We start from the raw sequence: 20,509 nt of genomic DNA, 5'->3' as shown, positions 1-20,509 counted from the left end.
GACTGAAAAATAATATCTTAGGCCATTCTTCTCTTAGTTGCGGTAACAGTTTCAATCGGAAAAATTTTGCCCAATTCATTTATCTATTTCAGTCGGGGGTTCGATTCCCCCCACCTCCATTTGTTATAATTCATTACAAATCAATAGCTTACAATAACATTGGTGCCGGAACATTTGCTTATACCCCCCACCCTTCGGCTATATCGCTGAATATCATGCAATAACTTACGACGATCGTGGTCACAAATTGGTCACAGCCTTCTTCTACGTGTCGGATTGCAAACTCACTGAAGGCCAATTCCTTTTCTAATCACGGGACAATTCTGTAGCTGCTGAAGAGCAGAACTGTCAAATCAGAGAATCCCGAGTTCGAGTCTCGTCCGCCCCGCCATAAGCCACAATAGACAGAACCTCCGATTTTTTCGGAGGTTTTTTCATTATTGGAATTGTGTACATAACTTCAACTTGCGGATAATTAATATTGATTCGCTTAATAAAAGACCGTAAAAATTCACGTCGCTCAAAAAACTCACCCTCATTCAATAACGAGTAGAGATCATCAGTATATCGCCTTAATTCGGCCCTAGATATGGACCTGATCTGGGCACTGGCAGCAGAGCCGAATTTTATGCTGCCAATCTTGCCCTGAAGCTGATCTATTTCGGCCTTTAGTTTCTTGATTCTCGGTGATAGATCATTGAGATCGAGGTTTCCAGATTCCAAAGCGTCATAAAGTCTGTCAAGCTTTGACTGCTTGTGGGAAACCTGCTTATTGAGCGTATCAATTTCAGATTTTTGCGTCTGCTGTGTACACTCGATTTCCGCATTAACTAATTCAAGTAATTCAGCAAGGTGTTCTGGAGTTAGAACGCGCTCCTTAAGTTTGTCTATAATTGCCCGTTCCAGCGTCTCAGTGCCAATCATTTTTAAATCGCAGACTGATTTCCCGCGACGCAGGTAATTATAACAGGAGTAGTATTGATATTGGCCGGACTTTGCTGATCCTCCCTGCAAAGCCTTCCCACATTTGCCGCAATATAATAACCCACTGAGAAGGTAATTTGATGCCGTTCTCCGAGGATGACTGCCTTTAAAAGATCGTTTCTCGATCAGCTTCTGAATTGTATTGAAATCGTCCTCTTTTATAAGGGCAGGATGTTTACCCTTGATTTCAAACCGTTCTTCGCCAGGTTTAAGTTGCCGATGTCGGGCATAGATGTATACACCAATGTACATGGGGTTCTTGAGAATACGCAAGATTCCGTAACTATCCCAGAGATTACCCCTGGCAGTTCTTATCCCCTCACCATTTAAGGTTTTGGCGATTTCCTTTGCACCGTTCCCCTCTAAACTCATGCAGTAGATTTTCTTTACAATGGAGGCGTAGTCCGGATCAATCTCAAGAGTAAGCCGGGTGGCATTGCCGTCTATCACACGCTTATGTCGATATCCGTATGGGGGAGCACCGCCGTTGCAGAATCCTCTCATTGAGTTTTCCCTCAAGCCTCGCTTAGTGTCTTGAGATAAATTGATCGAGTAGAATTCATCGATTACTTCTATCATACCTTCAAGCAGTATTCCCGCAGGAGTTTGATCAAGATTTTCGTTGATGGAGATTACCTGAATGCCGCGTTTCCGAAGAAGAGATTTGTATATAATCGAATCTTCACGATTGCGGGCGAAACGAGATAATTTCCAAACCAGTACAACATCAAACGGTTTCGTCTTCGCTCGCGCAAATGATATCATTTCCTGAAAGGCCGGCCGGTCAGCGGTTCGGGCACTCTCGGCCTTATCAACGAACTCTTTAACAATTGTATATTCATGCTTGGTAGCATATTTACGCATAGCTTTGAGCTGGGCGGAAATTGACAGATCCTTTTCTGCCTGTTTTTCTGATGATACTCTTGCATATAAAACAGCTTTCATGATATGCCTCTACAGAACCTGAAATGATTCATCAGTTATGAGGGGTTTGGCTGATATTAGCTGTGGCCTTAGTTTATATGCATCAGATTCAGGAAGAGCGATAACCAGTAATTTGGCCACTTTACCTGCCCAGATGACCGGTCGGATAATTACTGATAGTGAATACTGATTCCAAAAATCAAGCCCGTTGAGTTTTCGGATATAAACTGATCTCTTGCTTTCAAAAGCCTTTTTCATATTACCTAAAATAGGGACTAATTGGCCACGTTTCGGGAACAAAAAATTGGGTATTTGATATCGAACCTTTGGAATATATCGAGGGCTCCGATGGAAGCATTTCGCCCGAAAATATCCTGCAGGTGCGGTGGAATCTGATTCTAATACAGACACCCATATAAATTCTCTGGGTGTTTTGAATCTTAGTATCGTCGCCATTCTGCCCATTATTCCTATATAAGACTTGTGGTAATGATTCCTAAGGGTTATAGGATCAAATCCCGTGGAGATCATATCATCATAAAAGCTCTCTTTATCCATAAATAATGCAGCGGAGAAAGAGTCAGCAATATCTTCGAGTTCATTACCCTCAGCATCAACGAAGTTAGGATCTAATTCACTCGCCACTTTGCCGATGATTTCTCGCAATTCATGGCCGATTGAATGTTCTTGCGAACCATCCCAATCATCTTCTTTAAATAGTATCTCAATATGCTGCCCAAGTTTGCCAAACGCACCCCGTTCTTTGGAAGCCGGAGCGTAAGGTGTAATCGAAGATATACCTAACCGAGGAGCGAGATTCATTAGATCTTGAAGTCTAAGCACGCCAGAAAAACCAAAGTGTTTTTTTAATTGGGTGGCCAGAAGCTCAGAGTCCATGAGGCCTTGTATACCATAAGCCTTTAAGAACCTCTGACAAAACACCTCCAATGGGGCCCTATCTTGATTGGATCTTATAAAATCCACTTTTTTTACCCCTTTTCCTTTAGACGCTTATACATCATGGCTACCATTTTTTTTGCGGGATAGTCGATCTTGTCTTTTGAACGACGCCCGAATGAAAACTCAGGATCAGCGATTGCCCTTCGGTACCATTCTTCAACTTCGTCTTCTTCACTTTTGTTATCGGCCTCCATACTGAGGTAACCGGCATGATCCATGACCTCTTGCATTTCCAGGCCGTAAGCTTTTGCAAGCTTTCGTAAAATTTTTGGATGCGGGTCCACCCTGTGACCGCTTTCGATCATTGATATATATGCATTTGAAACATCTGCCTTCTCTTCAACTTCTCGAAGTGAAAGTCCAGCTTTCAGCCTAGCTTTTTTTAAATATGTACCCAGCGTTTTCAAACATACCTCCTTTCCGGTCGAGAATAGTATATAAGATATTGCTAAATCCTGCAAGCACTATTTTTATTTAGAGAGCATTTTTAATTTGACATTAGCGTAAGCGATACTTACAATAATAAGCAGTTGTCAACACCGGAAAAGTGTTTGTATGGTTAAAGTGGCCCTGAAAAAAGAAGCGATCCTGATTCTACTGGCCAAGAGAAATAGATCTCAGAATTGGTTAGCTTATCGGCTCGGCATATCAAGCGGCTATGTATCGCAGCTATTGAATGGTAAACGTATGCCGTCACCTGATATGCGGGATAGAATCATGAAATATTTTGAACACCTGTCGTTTGATGAGCTATTTGAGATTCAAAAATGAATGATAGTCAGAACAATATAAATATGGGCTTACAGATTCTGGCCCGACTTATTGCTCGCAAGGTTCTTGAAGACAGAGTTAGCGGTCACAACGGGGAAGTGAATACCTCATATAACAATCCCAAATTCCCTAAAAATAGGTGCGATTTAATTAAGGAAAAGGTGACCGCATGAGTAATTCTGAGCTTCGTCGATTTTTGGATAAGGTTCGCGGAAATGTAGATATCGCCCAAGTTATTGGCCAGCATGTACGATTGGATTCAAGGCTTTGGGGGCTCTGCCCATTCCACAAAGACAACAACCCGAGTTTCCATGTTCACAAAGCCGGACAATTCTTCAAGTGCTTTGGATGCGGAATTGGAGGTGACGTCTTTAAATTCCTCATACTATTTGAGAAAAAGGGGTTTATGGATGTCGTTAAAGAACTCGCATCAGGAGCCGGTGTGGCAAACCCATCGTTTACCAGCCAGGAAGCTGAGGATATTGAGAAAAGAAGAATTTACGGCGAAATCCTGTCCGAGGCCGTAAGTTTTTACCACGGGAGATTGACCCATCAGGCAAAGGCATATTTGACAAAGGAGCGTGGTTTTACGGAGAAAACGATAAAAGATTTTCAAATCGGCTATGCTGATGGGACATTGAGGGATTTTTTGCTGAAGGTTAAAGAATATCCGGCGGAAGCGTGTATACAAACAGGCCTACTAAAACAGGGTGATGATGGTGTCCTCCGGGATTATTTCTATAAGCGCATTATTTTCCCTAATATCCGGCATGGCAAAGCTATGCACCTGACTGGAAGATGTCTCGATAATCAAGAACCGAAATATATACACATGCCCGGAAAGATTAAATACTTGTTTAACGAGGATATGTTATACGAGAAGATGGTACTGATCGCAGAGGGTATACCGGATTGCATTGCGGCTGTGCAGGCTGGGTATTCTTCGGTGGGCATCTATGGTACAGGGGGTTTTAAAGATGAATATATCCATAAATTTGAACGTTGTGAACGGATTTATATCTGTATGGACGCTGATTCCCCAGGTGAATCCGCTGCTCTCAAGATTGCCGAAAAATTAGGAAACCAAGCCCGGATAATTCGGCTTCCGGATGGTTTTGATCTTAATGATTATTTTAGAGAATATTCCAATGAAGATTTCGAGAAGATAAAGAAAGAAGCTGAAGACCTGATCAAATATAAGATTAACTGTATTTCGCCTGAGACGAATAAGGTGGAATTAGCGGAGAGATTGAAGCCGATTCTGCTGGATATTTCAAAAACTGATCCAGCCACTGCCGAGGCGTATCTCTCGCATGTAATAAAGACGCGGTTCGATTTGAAAAAAGATGATATCGACGCATATAGGAGGCTTATTAAGAAGGAATCAGAAGAAAGTAAGGCAAAGAGAAATAAATCATCCAGTAAGAATGACACAGCCAAATATACTGCTCATTTTGATGGCCTAATCGACCTCGTTTCCAATTGCGGCGAGCCAGCGTTTCTTGTTAGAAATGGCGATGGAGTTGAGATACAATCGGAAGTAGAAATTGACGGAGATATTTTTACACCACCGCCTAAAGTGCAAATCCCATGGCTATTACCTCGAGGAGAAAAGATACTTGAATTTTACAATATTGAACAAGAACTGACTCCTGAAGAGAGCGATGGCGCCCTGTATGATGATTTGAGAGATTATCATAAGCGAATTTCGGAATTACCATCGGATGAGTATTATGACTTCATTACGGCTTGGGATTTTCACACATATCTACGCGAACAGATTCAATATACTCCGATCATTTGCCTATTCGCAGTGCCGGAACGTGGAAAGACTCGGACGGGCAAAGGAATTATCAATCTGGCTTACCGCGGTATACATGTCGAATCGCTCCGAGACGCCTATATTATTAGAGTAGCCAACGATCTCCAGGCTACCTTATTCTTTGATGTCAAGGATATTTGGCGAAAGGCTGAGAAAAATGGAAGCGAAGATATTCTTCTTTTGAGGTTTGAGAAAGGTAGCAAAGTACCACGTGTGCTTTACCCTGAACGTGGTGCTCATCGAGATATGGTTTACTATGAAGTCTTTGGACCAACCATTATCGGGACCAATGAACCAGTTCACCGAATTCTCGGTACCCGAGCAATCCAGATCAATATGCCGGAAACATCCAAGCAATTCGAAAATGATGTGACACCCGAATTAGCCCTGCCGTTGAAGGAAAGGTTGGTTTGTTTTCGTGCCAGACACATGGAGCAATCCCTCCCGGATAGGCCAAAACCAGCTCTTGGAAGGCTTGGTGATATCCTTAAGCCAATTTTTCAAATAATAAGCGTGGTGAGGCCGAACCGGGAAGCTGCGCTAATCAACCTTATAGAGAAACTGGAAGGTGAGCGTCGACTCGAAAAGTCCGAAACAATTGAAGCCCAAATCTTGGAGGCCGCATTGGCTCTCAGGCATAAAGTGGAACATGGATTATTACAGCAGAAAGAGATTTTGAGCGCAATAAATGAAGATAGATCAGAAAGACATAAGTTTACTCCACAACTTGTAGGAAAAAGGCTTTCGGCACTTGGAATCAAAAAGGCCAAAATGAGCGATGGCACATCTGCCATGATTTGGGATTCGGGCCAATTGGAGCGAATTGCGGAGAAATACGGCTTGAGCAAAAGCTCAGTAACATCAGTAACCTCAGCATCACCTGGAGTGATGGCTGATGAAACTGACCATACTGAGGATACTGAGGTTTTAATCAATACATATCAGGAGGATATTCCCCTATGGAAACAATAGGTCTTAAGGCTCAGATTGAACAACTTGATCCTAAGATACATCGGGCTCTTCGAGAACGTCTGATTGCTTGTTATCGTAGGCAAAACGGAATTATGCCCAATGACAACAGGGACGAACCTAGCAAGAGGGAGACGGGACATAAGCCATTTATCGATCAATACGACGATCTGGTCATACCGTTTTCAAGCGATAGGCGATTCCATTGGTGGAATGGTGGTCGATCGATTGAGGAAACCATAAAGGAAATTGAGGGAAAATTCAAAGGATCAGGCGAGGAGAAAAATGACAAAGCAAACCACTAGGAAGAAAATAGAGGCAAACCGCCATAATGCTAAAAAATCAACTGGGCCAAAAAACACTTCTTTGACTCGGTATAATGCTTTGAAGCATGGCATACTTAGCAAGGAGATATTACTTGACGGCTACGACGAGTACTGCATGTCGAAACCGAGTTTTTAGAGGCTGAATTAGCTGAATGTAGTGTGGACTGGAATGGAATAGAATTTGGTGATGCCAAAGCTTGGAATAGGGTTGTTTCGCGAGAGCTTGGCAAGAATGGTGCTTGGCTGAACCTGACTCGGTATGAGACCACAATTGAGAAACAGATTTATAAAGCCTTGCATGAACTCATAAGATTTCAAGCAGCAAGAAAAGGCGAGAATCCTCAGGTTCCTATGGCTATCGATGTTGATATTTCTGGGCAATCATAACTTGGCTTCGTTTCGTAAATGAGTGGACAAATTGTGCACAAACCGGAAATGGCGCAATTCAACCATAACGCTCTACTAATTAACGAATTACAGTAATTTGAGATTACCTGAAAGTGCACATTTTGTGTAATGATTTAGGTAAAAATCTGATAAAACAAATCCAGGAGGAGCGAATGGGCAGGTGGGAATGGTCAAATCGAAAAACGGTTGAACAATGTTGGGCTTTGGATGTGATCAAAATGTCCAAAGACGGAGTCTTCAAGGGTGGGCCAGGGAAATATTGGAGTTTACAATATAGAAATAGACAAGGGAAAGTGATCTGCAGCTTTGGATACTGGGTTAGGAGTGATCTCCACGAGAATCTTTATCTTGAGATGACGTATACTCTCATAGATCAGCACCAGGAGGAATCCCAAAGTTTTAATTATCGAATTGATTTGACAACTACGCCTTGTTATTTCGGTGGCAGGCGATATTGGTTTATCTGTCCATGTGTGGTTGAAAATCGGATCTGCCAAAGAAGGGTAGGGAAGTTATACTTGCCCCCGAACGGTAAATATTTCGGGTGCAGACATTGTTATAATCTAACCTATAAATGCCAGAAAGAACACGATAAAACCATTGATGCCCTGCTGAAAAATCCGTTTCTACTGAGATCTCAATTGGCGGCCGGAGATGTCAAAGCCGCGCTTGCCGCCTTGAAGCTTATCAACAGGACTTGATTCCGGCTGACCCCTGTATTCAGAAGATTCAATTGAGCTTTCGGGCGTTCTCAGAGTTGACATCTTCAATTGCGTGGGTTATCTTATATAGTTAAAGTATTTACAAATAATTTAAGATATGGCTCCGTGATTTGGGAAAAGATGGACACAATTATGAGGCAGCCTTGCCCATTTTTGCTTGAAAAGCAGAGAGAGTTCAACCCTCTTCAAAGGTGAGCCATGTCCGGAAAGGACTCGACGAATCTTGGCAGGTATATTATCCGGCCCTTGGGAGGAAGGATGAATCATAATGGCAACCAGATTGAGGCCCGCCTGTGGGCAGCTGCAGACGAACTGCGGGCTAATTCCAAACTGAAATCTTCTGAATATTCTGTCCCCGTGTTAGGACTGGTTTTTTTGCGATATGCCGACCACAAGTTCCAGACGGCGGCAATGGAATTGACCGGCACTGGCGGCGGACGGCGGAAGATTGGCCCTGCCGACTATCAGGCTCGGGGGGTGCTCTATTTGCCCGAAGCAGCACGTTTCTCGGCACTGATTAAATTGCCGGAGGGATCCAACATTGGCGCGGCCATCAATGACGCCATGCGCGCCATCGAGGCGGATAATCCCGACCTCAAGGGCGTCTTGCCCAAGACCTACAACCGCTTTGAAAACGCCCTGCTTAAAGAACTGCTCAAGACCATGAACTCCGTCCCCATGGATATCGAGGGAGACGCTTTCGGCAAGATATACGAATACTTCCTTGGCCACTTCGCCATGAGTGAGGGCCAGAAGGGCGGCGAGTTCTTCACCCCTACCGCCATCGTCCAGCTTATTGTTGGTATTATCGAACCATTCCATGGGCGCATCTTCGACCCGGCCTGCGGCTCAGGCGGCATGTTCGTACAGAGCGCCCGATTTGTTGAGGAACGCAAAAAGAATCCTGGCGCCGAACTGAGCATATACGGACAGGAAAGGGTTGCTGAAACTGTCAGGCTGAACAAGATGAACCTCGCCGTGCATGGACTTGCTGGCGACATCCGTCAGGGCAACTCTTACTATGAAGATTTGCATCGCTCCACTGGCAAGTTCGATTTCGTAATGGCCAATCCGCCTTTTAATGTAAATCGGGTTGACAAGGACCGGCTCAAGGACGACCCGCGCTTTCCCTTCGGCCTGCCACGCACCGACAACGCCAACTACATTTGGATTCAACTTTTCCACAGTGCTCTGAGCGACACCGGCCGGGGCGGATTCGTCATGGCCAACTCCGCCTCCGACGCCCGCGGCTCGGAACTGGACATCCGCAAACAGCTCATCGAAGCTCACGCCGTGGATGTGATGGTGGCCGTCGGTTCCAACTTCTTCTACACCGTGACCCTGCCCTGTACCCTATGGTTTTTCGACAATAGCAAGCGCAAGACCGACCGCGCCGATAAGGTTCTCTTTATCGACGCCCGCCACCTCTACCGCCAGATCGACCGCGCTCACCGCGACTGGACCCCGGCACAGATTGAGTTTTTGGCCAACATCGCCCGGTTCTACCGAGGCGAGGAACCGGAGAATTTGCACGGCAGCTTCGAACTGCTGACCGAAAACTTCGGCAAGAAACCCAAGTATGCCGATGTGGCAGGACTTTGCAAGGTGGCAACGCTGAACGAGATCGAATCCCAGGGTTGGAGCCTCAATCCCGGCCGCTATGTGGGCGTAGCCGACCGCACCGAGGACGACTTTGACTTTAATGAGCGGCTGGGGGAACTGAACGAGGAACTGGAGGTCCTCAATGTCGAGGCGCGGGAACTGGAAGAGCGGATCGCGGAGAACGTGGTCAAGTTGTTGGAGAAGGAATGATGGCAAGTAAAAAGCCCCTATCCGAGGTTACAACGTTTATATCTCGTGGAATCTCACCAAAGTACGACGAGAACGGTTATGTCGTGATTAATCAGCGATGCATTCGGGAGCAGCGCGTTGATTTCAGCAGGATTCGATTTTCTGACAGTGAGAAAACATCGGTTAAGCCCGAGAAGTTCGTATGTCAATGGGATGGACTCGTTAACTCTACAGGTGTTGGAACTTTGGGACGGGTGGCCCAAATCCTCAAACCAGTCAATAGCACGATTGTTGACTCTCACGTCACAATCGTAAGACCCGATCTTGAACAACTAGATGGCAGGTACTTTGGCTATGCTTTATTCGATGCCGAAAAGTATATTGAGACTCTGGGTGAAGGAGCAACGGGTCAAACAGAATTGGCACGAGGGCGCCTTTCCGAAGTTGACATCCGCGTCCCCTCCTTATCCACCCAACGGAAGATCGCGGCGATACTCTCGGCCTACGACGACCTGATTGAGAACAACCTGCAGCGGATCAAGATTCTGGAGGAGATGGCGCAGAACCTCTACCGCGAGTGGTTCGTCAAGTTCCGCTTCCCCGGCCACCAGCACGCCCGCTTCACCGATTCTCCCCTCGGCCGGATTCCAGAAGGGTGGGAGGTGAAGGCGCTCGGCTCACTCATAGCGGAGCATATTGGCGGTGGATGGGGGAAGGATGTCGCAGATGAGAGGCACACCGTGCCTGCATGGGTAATTCGTGGCACAGATATTCCAGATGCGCGTTTCTGCAATTGTTCAAAGGTCCCTTTCAGGTATCATACAACATCGAACTTGAAATCACGTTGTCTCATGCCGGGTGATATTATTTTTGAAGTGTCTGGTGGTAGTAAAGACCAACCGTTAGGTAGATCCTTATTAATATCATCTGAACTGTTCGCAGCCTTTAATGGTGACTCTGTAATATGCGCTAGTTTTTGTAAACGGATTCGGCCAGATTCACAGCAATATGCGTCCGAGCTTCTTTACTTATCTTTCTTGGATGCTTATGTATCTGGTGAGATAGAGCAATACCAAGTACAGTCTACTGGAATTTCTAATTTCAAATGGTCAGATTACCTTGAGAAGGTAAATCGTTGCGTGCCACCGGCGGATTTGCAGGAACGCTTTTGTGACCTGTGTGTTCCATTGTTTTCAGAGATCGCTACTTTTGGCCGAAAAAACACTACCCTCCGCCGCACCCGCGATCTGCTGTTGCCCAAGCTCATATCCGGCGAGATAGATGTTTTGGAGTTAGATATTGCCTTTCCCGAGGAGGTCGAAATATGAAAGCTACCGAAGCAAGATTTTTAGACTTTATAAAGAAGTCACCTCAGTTTGTTATTCCCATTTACCAGCGCACATATTCTTGGACCGAGCGTGAGTGCAGGCAGCTCTGGGACGATATCCTGCGCACCGGCAGTAACGAAAAGGTGTCTGCTCATTTTGTCGGCTCCATCGTCTATATAGAAAAGGGACTGTATCAGGTGACGTACCAGTCGCCGCTTCTGGTTATTGATGGCCAACAACGCCTGACCACGATGGCGCTGCTGATAGCCGCAGTGGCGAAGGCTCTGGATAATCTGCCGGATGAAGACCGGGAACCGGTTGAGGGCTTCTCACCCCGGAAGTTACGCAATTACTATCTCATCAACCCGGAAGAAAAAGACGAGCGTCATTATAAACTAATTCTATCCCAGACTGACAAAGATTCGCTTCTTGCCGTTGTAACCGGAAACGAACAACCCAAAGATTATTCTCGGCGTATCGCGGAGAACTATAAACTCTTTGAAACATGGATTGCTGGATGTGCGGGTGATCTTACCGCACTATGCAATGGGATTGCCAAGCTGGTGGTTGTGGACATTGCGCTAAACCGGGATCAGGACAATTCGCAATTAATCTTTGAAAGTATGAACTCCACCGGGCGGGAACTAACCCAGGCTGATTTAATCCGCAACTTCATTTTGATGGGCCTGGAGCCGGACTTGCAGATTCGCCTTTATGAGAATTTCTGGCGGCCTATGGAACTGGACTTCGGGCAGGAGGCCTACGGCACCCACTTCGACAGCTTCATGCGACATTATTTGACGGTTAAGACCGGCGATATTCCAAAATTGGACGCCGTATACGATGCCTTTAAGGCTCATGCCCGCTCCCCTATTATAGCGGAGGCAGGGGTGGAGTCATTAGTTTTCGACATTCGAGACTTTGCGCGTTATTTTTGTGCCATGGCTTTGGGAGCCGAGACTGATCAAAACCTCAAGCTCGCCTTTCGCGACCTGCGTGAGCTCAAGGTGGATGTGGCGTATCCCTTCCTATTGGAACTTTATCACGATTATACGAAGGACATATTATCGAAGAATGATTTTGTGTCGACGGTGCGATTCATTGAATCTTATGTCTTCCGCCGGGCCGTCTGCGCCATCCCCACTAATTCGCTCAACAAGACCTTCGCTACCTTTACAAAGGCTCTGAAAAAAGACCGCTATCTGGAAAGCGTTCAGGCCCATTTGCTTCTGCTTCCTTCCTATCGGCGTTTCCCGAATGATGAGGAGTTCAAACGGGAATTGCCGGTGCGTAATCTCTACAATTTCAGGAGTTGCAGTTACTGGCTGAGGCGGCTGGAAAACTATGGCCGTAAGGAGCGCGTTGAGGTGGCCGAATATACCATTGAGCATATCCTGCCTCAGAATGAAAAGCTTTCCAAAGAGTGGAAAGAAGCTCTGGGCACGGAATGGGAACGTATCCGAGATACCTGGCTCCATACCCTCGGCAACCTGACTCTGACCGGATACAATTCGGAATATGGTGACCGGACTTTTGGCGAGAAACGCAATATGCAGGGTGGCTTTAAGGAAAGCCCGCTTAAACTAAACCAGGATCTTGGTCAGCTTGAGAATTGGAATGAAGAAACGATCAAAGCGCGCGCCCAACGATTGAAGGATTCGGTAGTAGAAGTATGGCGTGCCCCAAAACTGGATGCCGATATCCTGACCGCCTATCGGCCCAAGGTAGAATCAACAACAGGCTATTCAATCGATGATCATCCTCATCTCCTCAGTGGCTTGGGACAAGAACTTTTTGCGGCATTTCGTAAAGAGGTTTTGGCACTCGATCCAGCAGTAAGCGAGGAGTTTCTAAAACTCTATGTGGCCTACAAGGCCGAAACCAACTTTGTCGATGTAATACCACAGGCAAAGCGATTGAGGTTGGCGCTAAATATGCATTTTGCTGATATTAACGATCCTCGCGGCCTCTGTCGGGATGTTACCAATGTCAGTCGCTGGGGTAATGGTGATGTGGAAGTCGGTTTCACCTCGGTTGAGGAGCTACCATATATTATAGCATTGGTGCGCCAGTCCTTTGACCGTCAAATGGGGAATGGGAGCGAACATTGACGCCCACTGGTTATACCGAAGACGCCTTAGTCGAGCAACCAGCCATTGAATTGCTGGCGAAGTTGGGATGGGAGACGGTCAATGCGTATCACGAGTTCGACTCTGGAGCGAGCACAATGGGCCGCGAGACGCGGGCTGAAGTCATCCTCATCTCCGGGCTCCTCCCGGCCCTGCAAAGGCTCAATCCCGAAGCGTCGCCTGAGGCGATTGGCCAAGCTATTGAAGAACTGACCCGCGACCGCTCGCGCCTGAGTATGGCAGCCGCAAACCGCGAGATTTACCATTTGCTTAAAGATGGCGTGCGCGTTCCCATTCCCGACCCTGAAGGGGGCGGCGAGACAGTGGAGGTGCTGCGTTTAATTGACTTCGATAACCCGGAGAACAACGACTTTCTGCTCTGCTCCCAGTTCTGGGTTACCGGCGAGATGCACACCCGCCGCGCCGACTTGGTGGGTTTTGTCAACGGCCTGCCGCTGATCCTGATCGAACTCAAGGCCGTTCACCGTCGTCTGGAGACAGCCTTTGCTGGCAATCTGCGCGACTACAAAGACACCATACCTCAGCTTTTTTGGCCTAATGCCCTAATTATCCTTTCCAACGGAAGCCAAAGTCGAGTAGGCAGCGTTACGGCCGGATGGGAACATTTCAACGAGTGGAAGAAGGTGGGAAGCGAGGACGAGGCCGGCCGCGTGTCACTTGAGACCATGCTACGTGGTATTTGTAAGCCATCGCGGTTGTTGGATTTAGTGGAAAACTTCACACTGTTTCAGGAAGCCTCGGGCGGATTGATCAAGTTGACGGCTAAAAATCATCAATATTTGGGGGTCAACAATGCGCTGGAGGCTTTGACCGAAATCCGCCAGCGGGAAGGTAAACTGGGGGTTTTCTGGCATACCCAGGGTAGTGGCAAAAGCGTTTCGATGATTTTCTTTGCACAGAAGGTGTTGCGAAAGATTCCGGGTAACTGGACCTTCGTGATCGTCACAGACCGTAAAGAGCTGGACGGACAGATATACAAAAACTTCGTCTCGTCCGGGGTAGTGACGGAAGGCCGCGCCCAGGCAGAAAGCTGTTCCCATCTCCGACAATTGCTTGGCGAGGATCACCGCTATATCTTCACCCTGATTCACAAGTTTCGGGAGCAGGAGGAGGCTTCCAATCGTGATGACATTATTGTAGTTACCGATGAGGCTCATCGCAGCCAATATGACATGCTGGCTCTGAACATGCGCACGGCTTTGCCTAATGCCGCCTTCCTGGCCTTCACCGGAACGCCACTGATTGTGGGCGAGGAAAAAACCCGTCAAGTCTTCGGCGATTATATCAGCGTGTATGATTTCCAGCAGTCTGTGGCCGACGGCTCGACAGTGCCGCTTTATTACGAGAACCGTATCCCCGAACTGCAATTGGTCAATGAGGACCTTAACGAGGACATGGAGCGCCTGCTGGAAGAGGCCGAACTTGACGAGTCGAAGGAGAAAAAGCTGGAGCGGGAGTTTGCCCGCGAGTACCATCTAATTACCCGCGATGAACGTTTGGAGGCGGTTGCAGAAGACTTGGTTGGGCATTTCACAGGGCGGGGCATTCATGGCAAGGCCATGATAATCTGTATCGACAAGGCCACTGCTATCCGCATGTTTGACAAGGTGAAAAAACACTGGGCGGCAAAAATCGAAGCGTTACAGACGGAACTGACCGAGGCGAGCGAAGACAACCGGCGGGAGATTGAAAACCTAATCGCCTATATGGCAGAAACCGATATGGCGGTCGTGGTATCTCAGGGGCAGAACGAAATCGCGGACATGGCCGAAAAAGGTTTGGACATCCGCCCACATCGCAAACGCATGGTCGAAGAGGACCTGGAAACCAAGTTCAAGAACCCGGACGATCCTTTCCGACTGGTTTTCGTATGCGCCATGTGGATGACCGGTTTTGATGTGCCAATATGCTCGACGCTTTACCTTGATAAGCCAATGCGCAACCATACGCTGATGCAAACCATCGCTCGGGCCAACCGCGTTTATGCCGACAAGGTAAACGGTCTGATCGTGGACTACACTGGTGTCTTCCGCAATCTGGAGCGGGCGCTGGCTATTTACGGTGCGGGTGGCGGTGGTAATAAGCCGGTGGAGGATAAGAAGGCTCTGGTAGCGGCATTGCGGCAGGCACTGGAGGAAACCCAAGCCCTGTGTTTGGGACAGGAGGTGGACCTTACGGCCATCCGGAATGCCGAGGGATTCGTCCGCATCGGCCTGCTCGATGATGCAGTGGAAGCGCTGGTAGCTTCCGAGGAGATTAAGCGCCGCTTTCTCGACCTGGCCAACACGGTGAGGAGGCTGTATAAGGCGGTGCTACCTGATCCCGCCGCACGGGAATTTGCCGCCGAGGTGACACCCATACATGTCATCACCGAGAAAATCCGCGCGCTGACCCCGGTGGCGGACATCTCAAAAGTTATGCAGCAGGTGGAGGGATTGCTCGATCGTTCCATCGCTACCGAAGGCTATGTCATTCGCGAGACAGGTCCACCCGAAAGCGATGACCATTTAATTGATCTCAGTAACATAGACTTTGAGGCACTGGCCGAGAGATTCAAGACAAGCCGTAAACGTACTTTAAACGAGAGGCTCAAAGGAAAGATATCGATAAAGCTGATGGTAATGGTTCGACTCAACCGCACGCGTATTGATTATCTGGAGCGTTTCCAGGCGATGATTGACGCCTACAACGCGGGCAGCCTCAATGCCGAGGAGTTCTTCCAACAACTGGTGGCCTTTGCCAAGAGTCTGGATAAAGAAGAACTCCGGGCCGTGGGCGAACAGCTTACTGAAGAGGAGTTGGTGCTTTTCGATCTCCTGACCAAGCCCAACATTGAAATGAGCGAGGCGGACCGGGAAAAGGTCAAAGCCACGGCCCAGGAGCTGCTGATCACTCTCAAGGAAGGCAAGCTGGTACTCGATTGGCGTAAACGCCAGCAGGCCCGCGCAGAAGTGCGGGTGACCATTGAGAAACTTCTAGACGAGGGATTGCCGAGTGTTTACACTCCAGAGCTATTTGATCAAAAAACTACAGCCATATTCCAGCACGTCTATGACGCCTACTATGGAGCTGGGCGAAGTGTGTATGCGGCAGCATGAGGCTAAATAATATAGCGTTTTCGGCGAATGGATGTTCGCGCCAACCAGGAGACGGCATGAAATAATGACTGAATAGTACCGCGGAGAGCTTAGAAAAGTTGACCTGCCCCCAGTTATTGTACCACATTCTAAGTTAGTCCTCCAGCCATTTTTGTCAGGATTGGCTGAGGTTTAATTGCTTTTGGAACCGGCACCCGATAGCCTAAAGAGCTATGAGGCCTGTTCAATGATCGTATGGACCAAAAATGATGGAAATAAAAGCCAAATTCATCAACGAGGATACATTGTGGGAGAATGTCATCTAATGCTTAATTAGCGAGGTAGATAGACAATTTTGCAAAGAGATTATATGCATCTAATTTATTGAATAAAAAGGGATTACGTCATTGAGTTATTTTGTTTACATACGTCCTTGACAATTGCATAATAAAATCCGAAATTGTGTCAATAAAGTTTGAAATTGTGTCTGCCGATATATGGAAATAGAAATCAGTTCCAAGGAACGTAGAAGATCACCTTTGGCCCAGTTATCGCTTGACAATGGGCGGTTGAAGCATATATTTTATTTAGTAGCTTGCTTATGCATAGTCAATTATACTGCCCAAAGAAAATAGAATTTCGTAAATAAATTATAGGGGTGTACGATGGCAAAAAATGTGCATAGATCCCAGGAGAATAGTGGGCAGGTCAGACCAAGTTATCGTATTTTCGGTGGAAGAACTAATCGTAAGGGGTATAACAACTACGATGATCTTATCGTAGCCAAAGGCGGCGGTCCCGTTTATAGGTTTATTAGAGGACCATTCCCATTTGATGAGATTGAGACAAGCATAAGCTCTTCTTCTACAAAAATAGGAAAAGGTAGCAGGAAGGATGATGAATGACGATAGGACTCCATATCTCAATCCGGACGTAGCGGTTTCTCTATATTCTAAGAACCGTGATCTGTTTCTTGCATTGGATGATCTTTTATCTATTGACATAATCTTTCTTTGCGCTGGTGGACGCAAAATCTCTGAAATTTTTGATTTTCTGCAAGATAAATACAAACCTAAAGATCCAATTCAATTCAGAGATGACATCTTGAAAATGATTTCAGAATGTCATCATAAAGGATTTCTTGAGTTTTCTTAGGGATTATGACTGATTCCAATATCGGCAAGCATTCTATTCACATTATTTATGATAAAGATTTTTGGGGCTATGGCTTAGTCTTTGACAATAATGGTATATTCAAGTGTGCGCTAAGACCATCAGATATCGGGGCATATTTACAGGTGGTTGATAGCCAACCTCTCATAATTGATCCTATGCAGCAATGCTGGGCTGGGTCTTCTGGGGAGAGGAAGGCGGTAAATCACCTAAATTTATACTTTTCACGCTTGTTTGGAAGCAACAGCCCTTTTATTGATACCTATGCAATATTCGGAAAATACCTATCGCCTCTAGTGAATAAATTCCTTATCCAAGACCCTATCTTGGATTTGGGATCCGGCCCTGGAAATTACTTTAATGGCAAATCAGAGATTTTATCCTTAGATCTATGCATTAAAAACTCACAACAAATTCCATCAGATGAAGAAATTATTGGTCTGCAAATGAATGGCGACGCAGGGGATCTACCGTTTAAAAATGAAGTATTCGGATCAATATTGTGCAGCTTCGTTTTAGAACATGTACCTGATCCCAACCGAGCAGTCGGGGAAATATCACGAGTGCTTAGGAGAAATGGAGTTGTTATAATTTCGTATCCATCCATGAGTGTAATCGAGGTTGGAAAAAGAATGTTTTCAAAAGAAAGACCAACAATTCCCATTTTTCATCAACGAACTTTTGGCTTATTTTCAATGCGTATGTGCTTTTCTACTCGACAAATTATTAAGACCCTTGTGTCTCACAAGTTTCGGATAATTAAGGTTATAGGAGTAAAACCCTTGCCTGCGGAAAATATTTTAGCTTCGCTATTGAATAATTTTCTATCCGGGTTATACCCGTTTAAATACTTGGGCTCTCAGACTATAATGATCGCGCAAAAAAAATGAAGGCACTATCATCAAAAGATTTTTGGGCAGAGTTTGCTAAGCGGAAGCTACTTTTAGATAAGACTGATACAATCTGGCTTCCACTAAATGCACAATTAAGTCTGGATAAAATATTTGGCGAACTTACTTCTCATAGAATTTCTGAGATGACATCTAAAGCAATAGATATCAGCTGTATTAATTGCTCTTATGCGCGGAATGGATGTACTTTAATTTGTGATGGTCATATGGGGATAATTCAGGGTTTGTTCGAAAAAGAAGACGGCCGTCATTACAACGTAGAAAAGGCTATAATTGACGGAATCTGTCATATCAAGTTGGAATATGCAGATGATGAAGATAAGTCATAATTTCAATGTCTTGCTGGTTTTTCCTCCGGTTTGGCTTCCGGAGGCACCTTATCTAAGCACGGCAATGCTGGCTGCCTATTTGTCTGAGAGAGGGATTGAGGTTAGTCAAATAGACGCCAATGTCGAATTTTGGAATCACTTCTATAAATCCGAACAGATTAACATCATTTATCATAATCTTCAGAAAAGATGGAAAATTCTGAACAAAGGGAAATTTGTCGAGGGTAAAGATATTGAATTGGCCAAAAGAATGGCCGCTGTTGTCGGTTTAAGAAAACAACAATTTAAGCATGAAGTAGAGCATGAGATAATATCAAAGCCCTTCTATCGCAAACTACTAATTAATTTTAGTATATTCAATAGAGAATACTGCAGCCTTTCTCCCCGGGAGGCGGAAATAGATAGCAGCCAGCTGGGTTATCATGACCTTCTATATTCTGATATTTCTCTTAGTGATTGTACGTTTTCATCTGATGATCTACATGCCGCCTCTACCGATGCTTCCGCGAATCCATACTATAGTTACTTTGAAGAAAATATCCTTTCCACCGTCATAAGTCGAGAACCTTCAGTTCTTGGAATATCGATTATTGCCGCCAACCAGGTAGTCCCAGCTTTTACGTTGGCTAATTTAATAAAAGAAAGAATCCCTCAGATTCACATAGTAATCGGAGGACCTTGGTGCAGTCACGTGAGAGAAAAGCTAGCCCCAAAACTTGGAATGTTCCCGTTTATTGACAGCCTAATAGTATTCGAGGGAGAAGAATCCCTTTACAGGTTGGTTTTGGCATTGGGAGGGGAACTACCTATTAGTGAAGTCCCGAATCACGTTTTAAATAGAGATGGCTCGCCGGCAACATGTGTCAAACATTGTGAATTAAATATGGATAATTTGCCAACTCCAATATTTAATCAGAAAGATCTAAACAAATATGATACGGTAGCAACATTCCCTATTCAGGCTTCAAGGGGTTGTTATTGGGGGAAATGTACTTTTTGTTCCTATCCGTTACTTGAGCCCAAATATAAGGTGAGAAATATCGAGAAAGTAATTAAAGACATAAGAGTATTGACTGATTCATTTGGTGCGAAAACAATCCATTTCTCAGATGCTATCATTTCGCCAAACTATGCGGACAAGCTTAGTAAAGCCCTACTGGTCGCAAATCTTAATATAGAATGGATAATTTTTGCCAAATTCGAAAAAGCCTTTAGTAAAAAACTTATTGAGCAAATGGCAAAGAGCGGATGTATATGTATCAATTGGGGTTTGGAATCCGGATGCAACAGAATTCTAAAGACTATAAACAAAAGTTACAGCCTTGATGCAACACAAAAGATCATCAGGTTTGCCGCTGAAGCTGGCATACATAATCGGATTTTGATTATGTATGGGTTGCCGACTGAGACCTTGCCCGATGCATTACAGACTGTAGATTTTGTTGAAAAGAATCTGGCCTATATTGGCTCAATTTCATATGGGTATTATCATCCCGAGATCAATACACCAATGGAAAAATATTGGGATGATTCCGTAATAAATTTACAGCAAGACTCAACCACTGATCTGGCATTGAGTTATCCTTGGGCGGGGAACATCGACACCGGAGGTTTGAAGATACTAATCGGAAAATATAAATCAATCCAACTTAGCATCTCCGCTTTACATCGCTCTAAAATCGGAGAGGGCTTCCCAGCCAGTATAAAAAATGCCTTGACAGGGCCTAGAAAAGATTTTATGATTAAATCAATTAAGACAGGGGAAGGCTCAACAATCAGAATAGAGAGTATGGTGGCTGAGAGTTTTCCCTCCGGTAAACGGCGTATCTGGTATGAAATTCAATAGCTGGCGTAAATGACTATT

General features: G+C 45.6%; 16 protein-coding genes. 13 read left to right on the top strand and 3 right to left on the bottom strand.

The features are described from left to right. Positions 1 to 348 precede the first annotated feature (348 nt). From V3V99_11235 to V3V99_11225, 3 genes are all read right to left on the bottom strand, one after another. A complete protein-coding gene (locus tag V3V99_11235; protein MEE9443225.1) occupies positions 349 to 1,929 on the bottom strand; it encodes a recombinase family protein in 1,581 nt (526 codons plus the stop codon). A gap of 9 nt (positions 1,930 to 1,938) precedes the next feature. Beyond that, a complete protein-coding gene (locus tag V3V99_11230) occupies positions 1,939 to 2,805 on the bottom strand; it encodes a hypothetical protein (protein ID MEE9443224.1) in 867 nt (288 codons plus the stop codon). A 92-nt stretch (positions 2,806 to 2,897) separates the two neighbouring features. After that, on the bottom strand, positions 2,898 to 3,275 hold the full coding sequence (locus V3V99_11225) for a helix-turn-helix transcriptional regulator (GenBank protein ID MEE9443223.1): 378 nt from the start codon (positions 3,273 to 3,275) through the stop codon (positions 2,898 to 2,900). Between the two features lie 148 nt (positions 3,276 to 3,423). On the opposite strand from V3V99_11225, the gene V3V99_11220 reads away from it, so the two are divergent. From V3V99_11220 to V3V99_11160, 13 genes are all read left to right on the top strand, one after another. Next, the gene (locus tag V3V99_11220; GenBank protein ID MEE9443222.1) at positions 3,424 to 3,639 is read left to right on the top strand and encodes a helix-turn-helix transcriptional regulator; all 216 of its coding nucleotides are present in this window, start codon (positions 3,424 to 3,426) and stop codon (positions 3,637 to 3,639) included. 169 nt (positions 3,640 to 3,808) lie between these two features. Then, positions 3,809 to 6,433: a CHC2 zinc finger domain-containing protein gene (locus V3V99_11215; protein ID MEE9443221.1), complete on the top strand. Its 2,625-nt coding sequence runs from the start codon at positions 3,809 to 3,811 to the stop codon at positions 6,431 to 6,433. Further along, on the top strand, positions 6,421 to 6,735 hold the full coding sequence (locus V3V99_11210; protein MEE9443220.1) for a hypothetical protein: 315 nt from the start codon (positions 6,421 to 6,423) through the stop codon (positions 6,733 to 6,735). The genes V3V99_11215 and V3V99_11210 overlap by 13 nt, the downstream gene beginning before the upstream one ends. A gap of 180 nt (positions 6,736 to 6,915) precedes the next feature. After that, positions 6,916 to 7,143: a hypothetical protein gene (locus tag V3V99_11205; protein MEE9443219.1), complete on the top strand. Its 228-nt coding sequence runs from the start codon at positions 6,916 to 6,918 to the stop codon at positions 7,141 to 7,143. A gap of 1,001 nt (positions 7,144 to 8,144) precedes the next feature. Then, entirely contained in the window at positions 8,145 to 9,698 is a 1,554-nt protein-coding gene (locus tag V3V99_11200; GenBank protein MEE9443218.1) for a class I SAM-dependent DNA methyltransferase, read from the top strand. Further along, positions 9,695 to 11,005: a restriction endonuclease subunit S gene (locus tag V3V99_11195; protein MEE9443217.1), complete on the top strand. Its 1,311-nt coding sequence runs from the start codon at positions 9,695 to 9,697 to the stop codon at positions 11,003 to 11,005. Before V3V99_11200 ends, V3V99_11195 begins: the two co-directional genes overlap by 4 nt. Further along, positions 11,002 to 13,116, top strand: coding sequence for a DUF262 domain-containing protein (locus V3V99_11190; protein MEE9443216.1), 2,115 nt, complete (start codon positions 11,002 to 11,004; stop codon positions 13,114 to 13,116). Before V3V99_11195 ends, V3V99_11190 begins: the two co-directional genes overlap by 4 nt. Then, entirely contained in the window at positions 13,113 to 16,253 is a 3,141-nt protein-coding gene (locus V3V99_11185; GenBank protein MEE9443215.1) for a type I restriction endonuclease subunit R, read from the top strand. The genes V3V99_11190 and V3V99_11185 overlap by 4 nt, the downstream gene beginning before the upstream one ends. A gap of 644 nt (positions 16,254 to 16,897) precedes the next feature. After that, on the top strand, positions 16,898 to 17,137 hold the full coding sequence (locus V3V99_11180; protein MEE9443214.1) for a hypothetical protein: 240 nt from the start codon (positions 16,898 to 16,900) through the stop codon (positions 17,135 to 17,137). After that, on the top strand, positions 17,127 to 17,387 hold the full coding sequence (locus V3V99_11175) for a hypothetical protein (protein ID MEE9443213.1): 261 nt from the start codon (positions 17,127 to 17,129) through the stop codon (positions 17,385 to 17,387). The genes V3V99_11180 and V3V99_11175 overlap by 11 nt, the downstream gene beginning before the upstream one ends. Positions 17,388 to 17,392: 5 nt before the next feature. Beyond that, complete coding sequence (locus V3V99_11170) at positions 17,393 to 18,295, top strand: class I SAM-dependent methyltransferase (GenBank protein MEE9443212.1); 903 nt, start codon at positions 17,393 to 17,395, stop codon at positions 18,293 to 18,295. Further along, positions 18,292 to 18,645 carry a hypothetical protein gene (locus tag V3V99_11165; GenBank protein MEE9443211.1) on the top strand — a complete coding sequence of 118 codons (354 nt, stop codon included), beginning with the start codon at positions 18,292 to 18,294 and terminating at the stop codon, positions 18,643 to 18,645. Before V3V99_11170 ends, V3V99_11165 begins: the two co-directional genes overlap by 4 nt. A 250-nt stretch (positions 18,646 to 18,895) precedes the next feature. Then, complete coding sequence (locus V3V99_11160) at positions 18,896 to 20,491, top strand: radical SAM protein (GenBank protein MEE9443210.1); 1,596 nt, start codon at positions 18,896 to 18,898, stop codon at positions 20,489 to 20,491. Positions 20,492 to 20,509: the final 18 nt, after the last annotated feature.

The organism is Candidatus Zixiibacteriota bacterium (assembly GCA_036480375.1).
In the GTDB taxonomy this organism is placed as follows: Bacteria; Zixibacteria; MSB-5A5; order GN15; family JAAZOE01; genus JAZGGI01.
The sequence above is the reverse complement of the archived record's forward strand: the minus strand, read 5'-3'. Positions and strand labels throughout refer to the sequence as shown.